The organism is uncultured Eudoraea sp., from assembly GCF_947490415.1.
In the GTDB taxonomy this organism is placed as follows: Bacteria; Bacteroidota; Bacteroidia; order Flavobacteriales; family Flavobacteriaceae; genus Eudoraea.
On record NZ_CANLGX010000003.1, the window covers coordinates 134,437 to 148,531 of the forward strand.

Sequence of the window (14,095 nt, forward strand, 5' to 3'; positions counted from 1 at the left end):
AAAACAAGGCTATTGATAACCTTCTGTAATGGTATACTTTAAAAATTTCCTTTTTTATTTTCAGCCAAGAATTGCCGGTATATTTTGAGGAAAAAATTTAATCATGTGAAGTACTAGTTGGTATTTACTTTACCCGGTTACTGAATTATCCATTAAGGAATTCCAATGGTTTGAGATAGAGCAATTATAGATGTTGTTAGCTTTCCGTTATTTTTGATCATATAAAAACTTCAATTCGTCTTCAATCTCCTTCACAACAACTTCTGATTTGATAATTAAGTCCTGTAAGCTATTAATATTCCAATTTCTATTTGAAATGATTTCTGCGTTAATACTTTTAAATTTATTGTCATAAATCAGGGCATTATAGTTAAAGGGTTTTGCCACTTCAATATCTCCTGAAATACTATCTTTCAAAAAATACCTCCGGAAGTGGCTGACATGATAGGGATAAGAAATATTTTGCTGTAAATTATTTGCCCAAACTTGATTTTCCTCTTTAATGATTAGGTATTCATTTTCGAATAAAACGCTCAAGTTTTTTCGTAAACTATCATTGGTTATTAAATCGATTCCCTTTGATTTTAAGTAGGTGTAACCACCTGAAATTGGATTTGAAGAAACCGTCCAAAAATAGGTAGCAAATGGCTTGAGGAGTCTGTCATCGAAAGGCTTTTTATTGTCTAAATAATCTAAGATCAGTAAATTATATCCCAGATATTCCCGTTCCCATTCAAGTGTTCTTTCAAATGATTTAATACTGCTATTAATATTAGACTTTAATTCATTAAGTAATTCAATTTCAACAAGTTTTGATTTTTGTTCACTATTGATATTATTTAAATACAAAGCGAGTAAAATTCCAATAACAATTAGAACAACTTCGCCTATCCCATATATCAAATATTTGCTGAATTTACCTGCCCGCCCGGCAGGCGGGTTTTCAGTTAGTAACTGTTGTCTGATTTTTCTAAAGAATTTAATCATGCGAAGTATTGTAGTCGGTTACTTTACCAAGTTACTGAATTCTCTATTAATTTATTCAAAGGGGTTAGGCATGCCCTCTACATCATATTGTTCAAATATGCTAGCAATAGCTGCGCCCTTCTTCGAATTCTTCTTCAAGATTTGAATCTGGTATCTGAATGTTCACCGAATAGCATAACCACCATCCACACGAATGGTTTCACCGGTTACAAAATCAGAAGCTTTTGAAGCCAGGAACACGGCTGCACCGACTAATTCTTCGGGTTTTCCCCAACGTCCGGCGGGTGTTCTCATAATTATTTCATCATTAAGGGGCATAGTTTGAACCGCAGCGGTCATATCAGTTACAAACCAACCTGGTGCAATGGCATTAACCTGAATATTGTATGGAGCCAATTCTATTGCCATTGATTTGGTTAATTGAATCACAGCTCCTTTTGCGGTACTGTAGGATGGGGCAAAACTGGACCCAAAGAAAGAATACATGCTACCAATGTTTATTATTTTTCCTCTTTTATTTTCAACCATAGATTTTGCAACCAGTTTAGATAATAAAAATACGGCGTTAAGTTGTACCTCAATTAAGCCATCCCATTCTTCTTCTGTTTCATTAAGAATACCTCCACTTAATACAGCAATACCAGCGTTATTTACCAGGATGCTAATACTTCCTAACTCCTGTTCCACTTTCTTTATGGCAGGCGCCAGTTCAGTTCGTTTTGTGATGTCAATTTTTAAAGCCATTGCAGGAACTCCAATTTCCTTTAGCTCCGAAAGGGTCGCTTTGTTTTTTGCATCGTTACGTCCAAATATAGCCACGGATGCCCCTGCCTGTGCCAATCCGATTGCTATACTCCGTCCAATACCTCCATTTCCCCCGGTAATTACCGCTACGTTTCCTGTAAGGTCAAATAATTTAGTTGATGTCATGATTTAAATTTTTAAGTTGATACTGTTTTTGGCGTGTGTTAAAAATTTATGGACTATATCTAATAGCGCCTATTTACTAGTGTTAAGTATATTACCCCTAAAATCTATTTATCCTGTTGGGCGATCCTTATTGGGGTACAGGCTGTAAAATCGTTGTGCCCTGTATACCGAATAACGGATTTCGGGATCATAAATATGTAATTCCCAGATCTTTTCAGTAGAGGGTTTTTTCGTTACTTCCAGGATCCGGGCCCATTGATGGCCCCCGAATGTTGGCATCAAATTTCCTTCCTTATCCTTAAAACGTCCGCCATCGGTTATCAAAACATTGCCGGTGTTTGAGAGGTAGTCGGCATCACTTATAAAAGGGGATACAAATCGTTCCTTTTCAGGGCCATAGGTCCATACCTCTTCCACGGTTCCGGCAACTTCATCTACCCGTAATTCCAATGCTCTACTAAAACGATCTTCCTCCGGCATTGGCGGATTTGGGGGTATAAAGCGAGCCCCTCCGTTGTCGAATAAAAGAAGTGTGCCCTGGGGGGTCATTTCCAATCCGTGCTGGTGGCAGGGCCAGATGAAGTCCCCCTTAGGCTGCAGGAGCTTATCGGACCAGGGTTTCTCCCAACCGGTCGGATCACCGAGAATCCATTTTAAGGCCCCGGTTTTCATATCTATTTTATAAATGGCACATTGGAAATTGGAGGAGACCAATACCGCATCTTCCTCCTCAATGTAATAAATAGCATTGCAGTGTGTAATATCATAGGGCAGGGGATCATAAATTTCTTTATAAATATCATAGTAGTGGTCTCCTCTTAAGGAACCCTCGCCCAGCCGCCTGGGGTCGAGAATGTCTACCAAAGACCATTTGCGAACTGTTCTGCCATCCGGAGCGAACTCAATGATGACATCGCCGGCGACATCAGCAGTTTGTTTTTTCTCAGAAGGGGGATACTCCACCGGGAAATCCTCAAGTGAACGCACCTCCAGTCCCAGTCCCAGGAAATTACCGGAGGCAAGTTCTATCACATCATGATGAAACATATCCGTATCTACAGCAATACTTTCCTCTGTTATGGGTTTGGTTATTGCACCTGAAGAATACCATTCCTGAACAATATTACCCAGCATATCTGCCTCAAAAAGACGTCCGTCGTCCACGCCTCCGAATATCAGGTTTCCATTATGTTTTCTGCGAACTTCATCAAGCCAATGATCTGTTTTCAGGTACCAAACTACTTCCCCGGCTTCATTTACCGCTATGGCATATCCCCAGTCCGAATCATCATCAAATGGTTCTTTCCACCGAAACACAGTGAACATCGTTATACCGGGCTCCATCTCACCGGTTTTCTCCTGTACCAATTCCAGCGAAGGAAAATCGTCTGGCAATGGAGGGGTTTCAATAGAAAGCGAATCCAGGACAAGTTCCCTGCCATTTTTATCTTTTAGTGTTGCGGTAATCTGATGCAGTTTACCTGGTTTCAGTCCCAGGACCAAAACCTGATGATTTGTTTTTAAGGAATCTTCAGGCTGAACAATTTGCCGCGTCACCCCATCATCAATAGTTAGAGTAGTACTTACCGGACGATCTGAAGTAAAGGTCAGAATTCCTGCCAATGGGGCATTTTTATTCGGATTTGGTACTAGTTGCACATTTGTGGCCACCGGAGGACCCGCACAGCTTAGAAGGGTCAGAATACCTAAAGCTGCCATTAGGGCAAATCTGTTAAGCTTCAAATTACGGAGAATCGGCAGATAATAATTTAGGTCATCCTTGACCTGGTTGGTTGCATACATGAATTTCATTGAGTTTTGACGGATAAATTTATACGGTAAGATACTATGTTTTTAAGGATTCTCCTACTGCCTTCAATTATAGCTATATATCATCCAGCGCAACTTTTAAACCCGCGATCAGCTGATTAATTTCCTCCATCCTGGTATAATGCAAAAAAGAAATTCTTATTACACCGGGTTGTAAAGGAATATCCATATCCATAAAAGGTCGCACCGCATAAAAAGTACCCATGCCAAGCATCAATTTGTGTTCTGTTAGGTTTGCATATACCTTTTTAAGGTTTTTATTTTTAGGAATAATAGAAATAATTGGTGCCCTTCTTTCTGCACTATCAGGACCTACTATTTTAATATCATCACGAGTTCTTAAAAAATCAAGTAGCCGCTCCATCAGGGCTTTTTCATGCTCCTGGAATAATTTATTTAATGCTTTATTTCTTTGAGCTGGTTTTGCTTCCTCTTCAAAATGATGTTCATAAAGCGCATCAAAATAATCTAATATTCCGCCGGCAGCGGCAATTTGCGCATGATCTGGTCCTGCAGGAGTCAGCATACTTCGGCTTATGCCTTCTTTGAAAAAATGAGATTGGTTTTCCATCTTGCCAATCAGCTCTTTATTCACATACATCAACCCCAGATGAGGGCCAAAGGTTTTGTACAATGAAAAAAGATAAATATCTGCGCCCAGATCTTTTAAATCCGGAAATCCATGGGGTGCAAGACCTACGCCATCCACAACAGACAGGGCACCATGTTTATGAGCCAGGGTGCTAATTTCCTTAACCGGATTTATATGGCCAATTACATTAGAACAATGCGGAAAAGCCACCATTTTTGTTCGGCCAGAAAACAAAGCTTCCAATGCTTCTAAGCTCAACAATCCCGTTTCCGAATCTACATGCCACTCTACAATTTTAATTCCTCGTTCTGCTAATCTCCTCCATGCGCCTGCATTGGCTTCATGATCCTGGCAAGAAACAATGATTTCATCCCCGTCCTCCCACATGGGCCGCATGGCATTGGCCAAAACGTAAACATTTTGGGTGGTAGATGGACCGAAATGAATTTCTGAAGCTTCAACATTCAAATAATCAGCCATTCTCTTATACGAAAGGTCCATCAATTCTCCCGCCCGCATTGAAGAAGGATAGGGATAGTAAGGCTGCACCTTGTTTTTCATATAAAAGTCGGTCAACCGGCTAATAAACTGTATACAAGGATAGGATCCTCCCGCATTTTCAAAAAAGGCCCATCCCTCCAGGGCGGGTTCAGAAAAAGCCGGAAATTGTGAGCGTACAAATTGTAAATCAAGTTTCATAAATATCATTCTTACATTAGTGTTCATAACAAGTTAAGCAACAGGCCAATACTTTTTCGTCAAAAGCATATTTCAGGTAGTTGCCCATTTTACCTGCCCTTCCAAATGTCAGGGGTAACTCGAATTAGCAGACGTCTGGATTTATTTTAAATTATACACCTTATACGTCCTGGACCATGCCACTGATTGGCCAGGTTTAATAAATATATTAAAATATAACTCAGGACTAACCACATGACTACATCCCCAAAGATTTATTTTATTTGTTTTAAAACTTCCGGTTTCAGTAATTCCAATATTCTGGTTACGGTTTATTAATTCCCATTCTGCATCAACATTTTCATTTCCGGAGAGGTTGCTAAAATAGAATTGCTCATTGGGCGAACTATTGAATTTAATTTCATTTTGCCCTATATCAACTTTTCGTTCAGGATTAACAGTTTCCCCAAATTTTTTAGGCTTTAATTGAAATGGAAATTTTAATACATAATTATTCCCCACAAGTTCTTTATTTATTGCTATAAAATTGTGCCCGTATTCGTTCGTACAAATATCTTTTTCACCCTTATTTTCTAAGTAGTATTTGATTGTAAAATTACTTTCATGCAATTCGACCTCTTTTTTCAATAAATACGAATAGCCGTTGATATTTTCTGATAAACAGTTAATTAAAATTTTATTTGATTCAATAACAGTATTAAACGCTGCTGGTTTAATATCGTAATTTTTACTAAACAGATATTGATTCTCATCTTTTTTTAATAAACCCACGCCTATTTTGTGAAACCAACCACCTATATCAGTCTCATTAAACCCTAATGCCGAATCAATTCCGAATTCATTATAAAATCCTTTTCCAAAATAATGCTCATTTTCACAATCAGTTCGCTCAACACCGGATAAATTAATGTTTTGAAATTTTACTTCCACAATTTTTCCTGTCCAGTCAAATCTTGAAAAGGTATAATTCTCCTCAGGCAGGTCAATATGAATTTCCAGATTTTTGTTTTTAAGTATATATGGCATATTGTAAAAAGAGTAATAGATTAATACTAAACAATTATCACGAAATAAAAAAACCGCCACACTAGATTGTGGCGGTTTTTTTATTCTTAAATATAAAATAAATCTTTACTTTATCTTATGTAATTGATCAAGTTTAAGGTATACTTACGACTTTAATCTTTTAAAGATGAATCGGGTAATAAAGATACCTGTTCCATCACCTTTCCCTGAGTCACTTTCAACGCCACTTGTTACGAATGTCAATTCCCATCCTTGTGTAATCATAGTATTGACCTTTGATGAAAGTAAGGCGTCATTTGAAGCAACATTTTGAAAATTAATACCTGTTGCACTGTAGAAATTGAGAATTTTAGTTTCATCAAAATTATCCACCTTGGCGTCGCCTCGTTTTGATTTATTCTGCTTATTATTTTCTTCTGTTCTGGATGAGGTGTATTCCGTATAATCCTTATCTTCCTGGGCGGAAATAATCCTGGACCTTCCAAGTCCCATTGGAACTACCGATTCAATACTCGTGACAATTCTGTACTCAAAGGTTTGGGCCTTTATTTCTATTACAGAAACAAGTAATAGGGCTGCAAATAAAATTTTTTTAAACATTTTGTTGGTTTTTTAGTTTTAAACATTGTTAAGATGATCCTTTAACTCTAAATTCTGGCAATTATTGCCAAGATTATTGATAAAAACCTATTATTAAATGCTTATAGATATTCAAGCCACGCGTATATTCGCCTAAAAATCGTTTTGGTCTTTACTAATTATATTTTCAAGAATTCGAACCCAATGGTTCTTTCTCCATAGTATTACAAAGGAGAAACTACCGGGACTACCGGTATATTATTTTGTATTACTCCTGCGTAGCGGCTGGCCAGTTTACTAAAACATTCACTGAATGTTTTTTTAACGCTCCGTCCTGTTTTGATCAAGAAAGAATTTGATTAGTTGCAGAAGTGGTTGGCATTTATCGTATCAGGATAGTGTTTTATCTGTAGAATTATTCAGGTGCTTGTAGATGACTAAGAAATTAGACCTTCACATTATTTACCATTACTATAATATTATTTAAAATTCATTTTCAGTAGCGAAATGCCATAAAGCCGTCCGTACTTTCGGAGGTTTAATTTAAACCAGTTATTTGCCTTGCATAAGTTTAATGAAATCTGTCTCCGTTTGTAAGCAATATAAATCAGGGTCGTGTTTGATATATTCAAAATTTCCATATCCATTATCAATTGCTTTTTTAAGAATTTTTATTGCCGCAGCTTTTTCACCTAATAAGGCATTAAAACAAGCAAGATTATAAATAATAATTAAGTCATTAGGGCTTAGTTCAAGAGCCTTTTTCATTTCTATTTTTGCTTCTTTTAAATTACCTAACCTTTTTAATGTAAAAGCATAAAATTGGTGGGCACGGGCGTCAGTAGGGTTCCGTTTCAGATATCCAGGGTAAAATATTGCTGCCCGCTGAATAGTATCCTCTAACCCAACTTTATCTTTTAATTTTTCATAAGACATCTGCAAATCACCATAAGCTGTATGGAAATCTCGGTTAAGATCTAATGCTTTATTATAATCAACTACAGCTTCAGAATCTCTGTCCTGTATTCTATAGAGTCGGCCTCTAATCCAATAGGCAAAAAAATTATCAGGGTCAAATGATATCGCTTTTTGAACGGCTATCAATGCTTCGTTTAGTAAATTTTTATTGTAGTAAGCTAACCCAAGAGCGCCATAAGCCTCCGAGGAGTTAGGATCATAGATTAGTGCTTTCAAGGCTGATCCTTCTGCCTTTTCAAGCCATGAGATATTTTTGTCATGTGTTTCATATAACATGGCGTAAGCTTCACTCATACCAGCATAAGCTGCAGCATATTCAGGATCCAGATCAATTGCGCTTTGAAAAAGATCTATAGCTAAAAGGAGATAGCTCTTTGTATATCGAAATAGAAATTCACGGGCTTTTAAGTAAGTATCAAACGCCTCGCTATTCATAGTTGAACTTTCACTAATAGCCACTTTTTCTTTAGGAGTAAGCTTTAGTTGTAAAGACTTTACAATCTTCTTAGATACCTTTTCCTGAATATCAAAAACATCTGCCATCTTACCACTGTAAATTTCGGCCCAAAGTTCAGCATCTTTTTCGACATCTATTAATTCTGTCGAAATTCTTAAATCATCCTTATGCTTGCGCACAGCGCCTTGCAACAGGTATTTCGCTTTCAATTCCTTTCCCAATGATTCAATATCCAAATCCGAATTTCTATACCTCATGGAAGTGTTTCTGGAAGCTATCTCAAGCTCCTTGATTCCGGATAAACGCATAATAATTTCCTCGGTAAGACCATCACTAAAATAATTGCTGCCATTTTCCGGACTGATATTTCGAAAGGGTAATACCGCAAGTTTTTTAATGTTTTTGTCAAACCACTGGTTTGATTTTGGTGGTAACGAAGCCGCTACTTCAGTATTTTCAGTTTTCTTAATTCCTTTAGGAGTGAATTCATATACCCAGGCGATAATTAAATAGAGCGGAAAGCCTATGATCAGAGAAAAAATCAAGGTTTTCAAGATAAAAGGCGGAGCACCAAAAGTTGGAAGAACTATAGAAGCCACTTCAGTAATTAACCAGGCAACTACTAAATAGGCTATAGCCGGTTTAAATACATTACGTCTTTTGAGTTCTGCTATGTATTTTTTTAAATTCACTTTAATTCAAAGTTAACTTTTATTCACCAGATACTTCCTCACCCTCTGAAATAAAGCGTCGGTTATGGAAGACTTCAGGAGCTTCTTCAGGATCCATAATGCTGTAGTAATGAAGAATGTTAGCTTTTGCTAAGATAGCTATTCATTAATTCCTTGAATCCAACTTCCCTATACAATAATAACTTTTATTAGCGCCAAATTATTTTAATTTATTCTCCCAGTTCCGCCATTTTCATACCTATATGTTCCATCACTTCACCGAACTCCTTCTCAGGGCTAAAATCAATTATTTTCACATCTTCTTCAACAATGGCGGTATGTCCCGCAGGCCAGTAAAAAACATCACCTGTTTTGACAATTTCTTCAGATTTATCATCATAAACCAGGCGTATTGCGCCCTCAAAAATGTAGCCCCAATGCGGGCAATGGCAGCTATTATTTTTTAGTCCCTGAAGCAAAGGTGTAAAGTCGGTTCCTTTGGGGATTTCATTAAAAGCAACAGTCATTCCTCCATAACCGGTTATATTGCGCATAATAGAATCAGGGGTTTGCATGACAATTGGCATGTCTTCTTTGTTGATTTTCATAATTCTACTTTTTTAAATGTTAAACTATTTTAATTAATTTCTTTTTGCCGAGAACGGTGGGTTAGGCGTGGTGTTCTGGTTTATAAAGCCTTATCCCATTTATATTGTTTGTGTTCTTTCTATTTTTATTTCTTATTTAGGTAAGGTTTATCTTTGTTCTACCTGAGATTTATCCTTTCCATAATTTCTATATAACGTGGTTCATTCTGGTAGCGTTTAGTGAGGGGTCCTATAATGGCATAATAAGGAAGATTAGGGTTTTTTCTTATATATAATTTTTCCAACCAATACAGTACTTTCTCCTTGTTTTCGGCCATAAGGTATAGTAGCATAATTTGACCTGACCACAGGTGGTGCGAGTCACTGATTTTCCCCAAGGCTTCCGCAGTAACATTTAAAGCTGCCCTAAAACCAGTACTTTTATACGTTTCATCCAGTATTTTAATTATTTCCTCTATTTTGTTTTTATCTTCTTGACCTTTTGTTTTAATTATCTTTTTCAAATGTTCAATGGCTTTATCATACTGTTTTGTTAAGGAATAAGATATCAAAAGACCTGTATGGCCGAGTGCTGAAATGTTCAGGGGTTCAAATATGCTCAGGTATTCATCATATCTGCCCTGATGGAGTAACAAAATACCACGAAAATTTTGTACTAAAGGACTAAAAGGGTCAAGCTCCACAGCTCTATTCATTTGTTCCCAGGCTTCATCCCATCTATTTTGGATCATTAAAAAATGTGCGTAAAAGGCTCTGGCTTCCGAAAAATTCGGATTTAATTTAAGACACTTTTCCATAGCATTATTACTGGCCTTCCATTTAAAATCCGTGTTTGCCAATTTGCTTGCCTGCCAACGCCAGACCTCAGCATCGGCACTATCAAGTTCAAATGCCTTTGCCAGGTATTCTTCCATTTTGGGATCGGCTAACTCCGGAGAAACCATATTCAGTTGTTTTTTGACTATCCAAATTCCCGACAATCCCGCAAAAGCTGGAGCAAATAGAGGATCTATCTCCACCGATTTTAAAAAATATTGTTCGGCAACATCGATTCCTTTTGGAGTCTGGAAAGCCAGGTTTATTCTTCCATTCAGGTACATCTCATAAGCTCTGGGGTCTACTTTGCGCAAACGCACATTTTCCCTGAGTAAGGTTAGTTTTAGTCGTTTTGCCACAAGACTGGCAATCTCGTCTTGTGTAAATAGGGCATCCTCAATTTTACGATCAAAGGTTTCTGACCATAGGTGTGTGCCATCCTTGGTATCAATCAACTGTACCGTGGTCCGAAAAGTGTCTCCAGATTTGCGTACACTACCCTCCAGAACATAGGCGACATCCAATTCTTCACCTATCATATTAATCGTAACATCCTTTCCTTTGTAGGCAAAAGACGAGGTACGGCTGATCACCTTCAGTTCTTTATATTTGGTCAGATGATTCAATATCTCTTCACTAATACCATCAGAAAAGTACTCCTGGTCTTTGTTGGGACTCATATCATCAAACGCCAATACGGCAATGGAAGAAGTGAAATCAGGTAACATAGAGGCTGTCATCACTTGTTTTTCCATAGTTTCTGCCATGCGCAACTGATTGACTATCAACAAAATAAGTGCAATAGAAAGCGCACCAATAATTACACGATTAAGACGTACATTCTTTTTGGCCAATACCTTGGCATCGAAAACCATATCTTCCGTCTTCTTTATGCCTTCCGGGGTAAAGTCATATATCCATGCAATAATGAGCCATATGGGAAATCCGATGGACAAAATTATGATTGAGATTTTCAAGAAACCCTGACCAAGATCAAATGCAGGTATCATTACAGAGAGTACCTGTACAATCAACCAGGCAATTACCAAATAGGCAACTCCTGCTTTTACGACATGCCTGCGTTGTAATTCGTTAAGATAGTCCTTGAATTTCACAAGATATAAAATGCTAAATCATTATTTTCTACCACATAAGGCATTGCAAAGTTTAAAGAGTTCTAAATAGTTAGCGGGACCCTTAAAGTTACAAAATTTCAAATGATTTTGAGTGTGTCTTTTGCTCCTGGAATTTAAGTTTTGAAGTTTGGAAAAATTAACGATCAAGGATTGCTCTTCTCAGATTTCATGATCGTTTTAATGGTAGAAATCAGGCTACCGTCTTCTGCCATACCCTCTATATAGAGTGAGATATTTTCCGTTCCGGTATCTGCAATATTAAATGTGGTTTTTCCAGTATTGTTGAATTCCAATTGTGGTTCCCAGTGGATGGTCCCTGTATATTCAAAAAGGGAATTGGTATAAATATATTTTGGCGTATAATACTTTTTTGGAACATCAAAACCATGGGTTGTATCAATAAAACTTTTATTCATAGCTGTGGCATCGGTAGGGACAAGCGGTGTCCTTCTGGTCCATATTTTGATCACTCCACCAGCTCCATTTACACCTTCAGTGACATCGGGCCTTGGATTGACCTCAATACGATCTATCTCTGCTGTATAAAGTTCGTAAAGAAAACTAAAACTACCTGATTCCTGAAAAGGATCGGCTACAGGTGTATCCGGGGTTTTAACACTACCACCAAAACCATTACCTTGTGCTTGTGATGGAGGAGGAGATGATGATGCTGAAGTTTCGGCCACCAAACGTGTGCCGTCCAAATATATTACAGGTGGTGCACCACCAAGGCTTCTTCTGCTGGATATCTTTACAGCGCCCAAACTCTCCTTTATATTATAGCCCTTAACTCGTAAAAAATCAGTTACCCTGGGATACATGTTTACCACTTGCTGATCCACAACAATTTCATCCTTTCCAATTATATTTGAAAATTTTTGTTTTTGTTCTACTACTTCTACCTCATCTAAAAAGATGGTTTTGTTCTCTAATTTGTAGTCTAATTCCGGTAGTTCAGAAGCATAATTATTGGGAGTGGTCAATTCACTTGGTCTCAAAAGGCTTGGGTTTGAGTCAGGAACAATTTTAGCGGATAATCTGCGTGATGATGGTTTTCCATTTTCCCGGATCAGTTTTATCTGCACTTCTTCGTTCTTCTCCACAAGTAAGTTAGGAATCTCGAAGTCGGAGTTTTCCAATAGCACTGCTCTGGAGTCGTGATATTTTGAATCTTCTATGTAAAAGGAAGGGAATTTTCTTAAGTCTGCGCCCATGATACTTCCTTTGAGGGTTAGACCGTTTTCATAAGGGAAGTTGATGACAGGCGCACGGTTGAAGATATTCTTCCATTCGTACCTGCTCCATCCCTGTGTCAATAGCAACAAGTCCAGATCGAAACTTTTTTTAGGATCGAATCCCCTGAAATAATAGGCCGGGTTCTCTACATAGCCTCTTACGTATGGTTTTAGAAGAAATTCAGAAAAAACATTGACTTTCTGGTTGTAAGCCCTTGTCTTGGAAGGGAGTACCGAAATACTTAGTTTCCCGCTAGTTAAGCGCTCTGATAAGATCCCAACATCGATGACCAGGGAATCCTTCATTTTCCCCGAAAGACGCACCTCGGCTTCCATCACATTTACCCCGAAATGGTTAAAGAAGAGGCGCTCTGCAATGGGTCTGTTTTCTTCATCAAAAAGGGTTACCGTGTTTACCCCTGGAAAGAGTTGCTCCCGGCTTATAGAGAGGACGTTCTCTTTTTCCACATCGTCAAAGACGATAGTCCTGGCCTCTATGATGTCACCATCCTTATGCACCAAAAGCCTGAATTTTTTCGTTTTAATGTCCTTCAAGGTTTCTTTATTAGTGTTTACCCCTAATAAGATATCAGTGCCACTATAGTTGTTGACCACCCTAAGGACAATGCCGGTTTCTGATACCTGAGGTAGAGGAGCCGTTATTTCCTTATTGTTCCCAAAATTTATGCGCACCTTATAGTTTCCACTATTGGGTTGAACAGGAAAACTAGCCATTCCGAATGCGTTCCCCTTGAAATCCATAACATTTCTGCCACTATCATCAATAAGACTACCTTTTTCAAACACTACTCCACGGCCATCGCTGTCAATCAGTTTTACACCTATGACGCTTTCTACGCCTTGAACAAGATGGCCTCCTTCCGGTAATAATTGGAGGTCGTATTTTGTATCTTCCAGTTCCTTGAGCTCTACGCTGCCGTTAATGATCTGTATCTTCTGGATAAAAGAATCATCCTCAGAAAAATTCCTCATCCAATTGGTGGAGGCTTTTATAAAGTAGTCTCCGCTTGTGTACGTAGAGTCTATACTGATATTCCCCCTGGCAAATCCGTTAACGGCCATGAACAACCGATCTTCTATGGGCTTCCCTTGTTCATTGTACAATACTACATTAAGGTTCGTAGTCTGGGTAAAGGGCAGTCCGTTCTTCCTGTCGTATGCGTAAGCACTAAACCAGAGCTCTTCCCCAACCACATAGGTGCTCTTGTTCAAGTGCAGGAATATTGATTCCCTGGGAAGTTCAAAATAGGATTCGTAAGCTTCTTTTATCGATGTGCTGCTTTGTCCAAGAAGTCCGCCCGAAAAGAGCGCCGAAAGTAAGAGGAGATAGCATATTTTTTTCATTATCAAATATAACAACCTTAGGTTAGATATACAATCCGAAAGTTTACAGAAACAAGATTCTATGGGGGTCTATGCGTATTGGGTAACATATTAACGCCTGGCTCAAGGAAGGTAGGTCCTTATATAAAATTCCATTCCACAAATTAAACACCCGAACAGTTTTTATATATACTTTACAGCAACAAA

10 protein-coding genes are annotated in these 14,095 nt (G+C 38.1%); all 10 read right to left on the bottom strand.

Features of this window, described 5'->3' with window-relative positions:
- Positions 1 to 207 precede the first annotated feature (207 nt).
- Positions 208 to 987 carry a DUF6090 family protein gene (locus Q0874_RS08855; RefSeq protein WP_299162009.1) on the bottom strand — a complete coding sequence of 260 codons (780 nt, stop codon included), beginning with the start codon at positions 985 to 987 and terminating at the stop codon, positions 208 to 210.
- A gap of 162 nt (positions 988 to 1,149) precedes the next feature.
- Positions 1,150 to 1,917: an SDR family oxidoreductase gene (locus Q0874_RS08860; protein ID WP_299162011.1), complete on the bottom strand. Its 768-nt coding sequence runs from the start codon at positions 1,915 to 1,917 to the stop codon at positions 1,150 to 1,152.
- A 108-nt stretch (positions 1,918 to 2,025) separates the two neighbouring features.
- Entirely contained in the window at positions 2,026 to 3,720 is a 1,695-nt protein-coding gene (locus Q0874_RS08865; protein WP_299162013.1) for an aryl-sulfate sulfotransferase, read from the bottom strand.
- A gap of 82 nt (positions 3,721 to 3,802) precedes the next feature.
- Positions 3,803 to 5,038: an aminotransferase class V-fold PLP-dependent enzyme gene (locus Q0874_RS08870; protein ID WP_299162015.1), complete on the bottom strand. Its 1,236-nt coding sequence runs from the start codon at positions 5,036 to 5,038 to the stop codon at positions 3,803 to 3,805.
- Between the two features lie 141 nt (positions 5,039 to 5,179).
- A complete protein-coding gene (locus Q0874_RS08875; RefSeq protein ID WP_299162016.1) occupies positions 5,180 to 6,064 on the bottom strand; it encodes a hypothetical protein in 885 nt (294 codons plus the stop codon).
- 144 nt (positions 6,065 to 6,208) lie between these two features.
- On the bottom strand, positions 6,209 to 6,664 hold the full coding sequence (locus Q0874_RS08880; protein WP_299162017.1) for a hypothetical protein: 456 nt from the start codon (positions 6,662 to 6,664) through the stop codon (positions 6,209 to 6,211).
- Between the two features lie 531 nt (positions 6,665 to 7,195).
- Entirely contained in the window at positions 7,196 to 8,770 is a 1,575-nt protein-coding gene (locus tag Q0874_RS08885) for a hypothetical protein (protein ID WP_299162019.1), read from the bottom strand.
- A gap of 209 nt (positions 8,771 to 8,979) precedes the next feature.
- On the bottom strand, positions 8,980 to 9,357 hold the full coding sequence (locus Q0874_RS08890; protein ID WP_299162021.1) for a hypothetical protein: 378 nt from the start codon (positions 9,355 to 9,357) through the stop codon (positions 8,980 to 8,982).
- Positions 9,358 to 9,515: 158 nt separating this feature from the next.
- Positions 9,516 to 11,288, bottom strand: coding sequence for a tetratricopeptide repeat protein (locus tag Q0874_RS08895; RefSeq protein WP_299162023.1), 1,773 nt, complete (start codon positions 11,286 to 11,288; stop codon positions 9,516 to 9,518).
- A gap of 164 nt (positions 11,289 to 11,452) precedes the next feature.
- Positions 11,453 to 13,909, bottom strand: a complete 2,457-nt coding sequence (locus Q0874_RS08900; protein ID WP_299162025.1) for a hypothetical protein — start codon at positions 13,907 to 13,909, stop codon at positions 11,453 to 11,455.
- Positions 13,910 to 14,095: the final 186 nt, after the last annotated feature.

What these genes read in the sequence shown, in the direction of transcription:
- Q0874_RS08855 (WP_299162009.1), bottom strand. Translation starts at nt 987, where the DNA reads ATGATTAAATTCTTTAGAAAAATCAGACAACAGTTACTAACTGAAAAC.
- Q0874_RS08860 (WP_299162011.1), bottom strand. Translation starts at nt 1,917, where the DNA reads ATGACATCAACTAAATTATTTGACCTTACAGGAAACGTAGCGGTAATT.
- Q0874_RS08865 (WP_299162013.1), bottom strand. Translation starts at nt 3,720, where the DNA reads ATGTATGCAACCAACCAGGTCAAGGATGACCTAAATTATTATCTGCCG.
- Q0874_RS08870 (WP_299162015.1), bottom strand. Translation starts at nt 5,038, where the DNA reads ATGAAACTTGATTTACAATTTGTACGCTCACAATTTCCGGCTTTTTCT.
- Q0874_RS08875 (WP_299162016.1), bottom strand. Translation starts at nt 6,064, where the DNA reads ATGCCATATATACTTAAAAACAAAAATCTGGAAATTCATATTGACCTG.
- Q0874_RS08880 (WP_299162017.1), bottom strand. Translation starts at nt 6,664, where the DNA reads ATGTTTAAAAAAATTTTATTTGCAGCCCTATTACTTGTTTCTGTAATA.
- Q0874_RS08890 (WP_299162021.1), bottom strand. Translation starts at nt 9,357, where the DNA reads ATGAAAATCAACAAAGAAGACATGCCAATTGTCATGCAAACCCCTGAT.
- Q0874_RS08900 (WP_299162025.1), bottom strand. Translation starts at nt 13,909, where the DNA reads ATGAAAAAAATATGCTATCTCCTCTTACTTTCGGCGCTCTTTTCGGGC.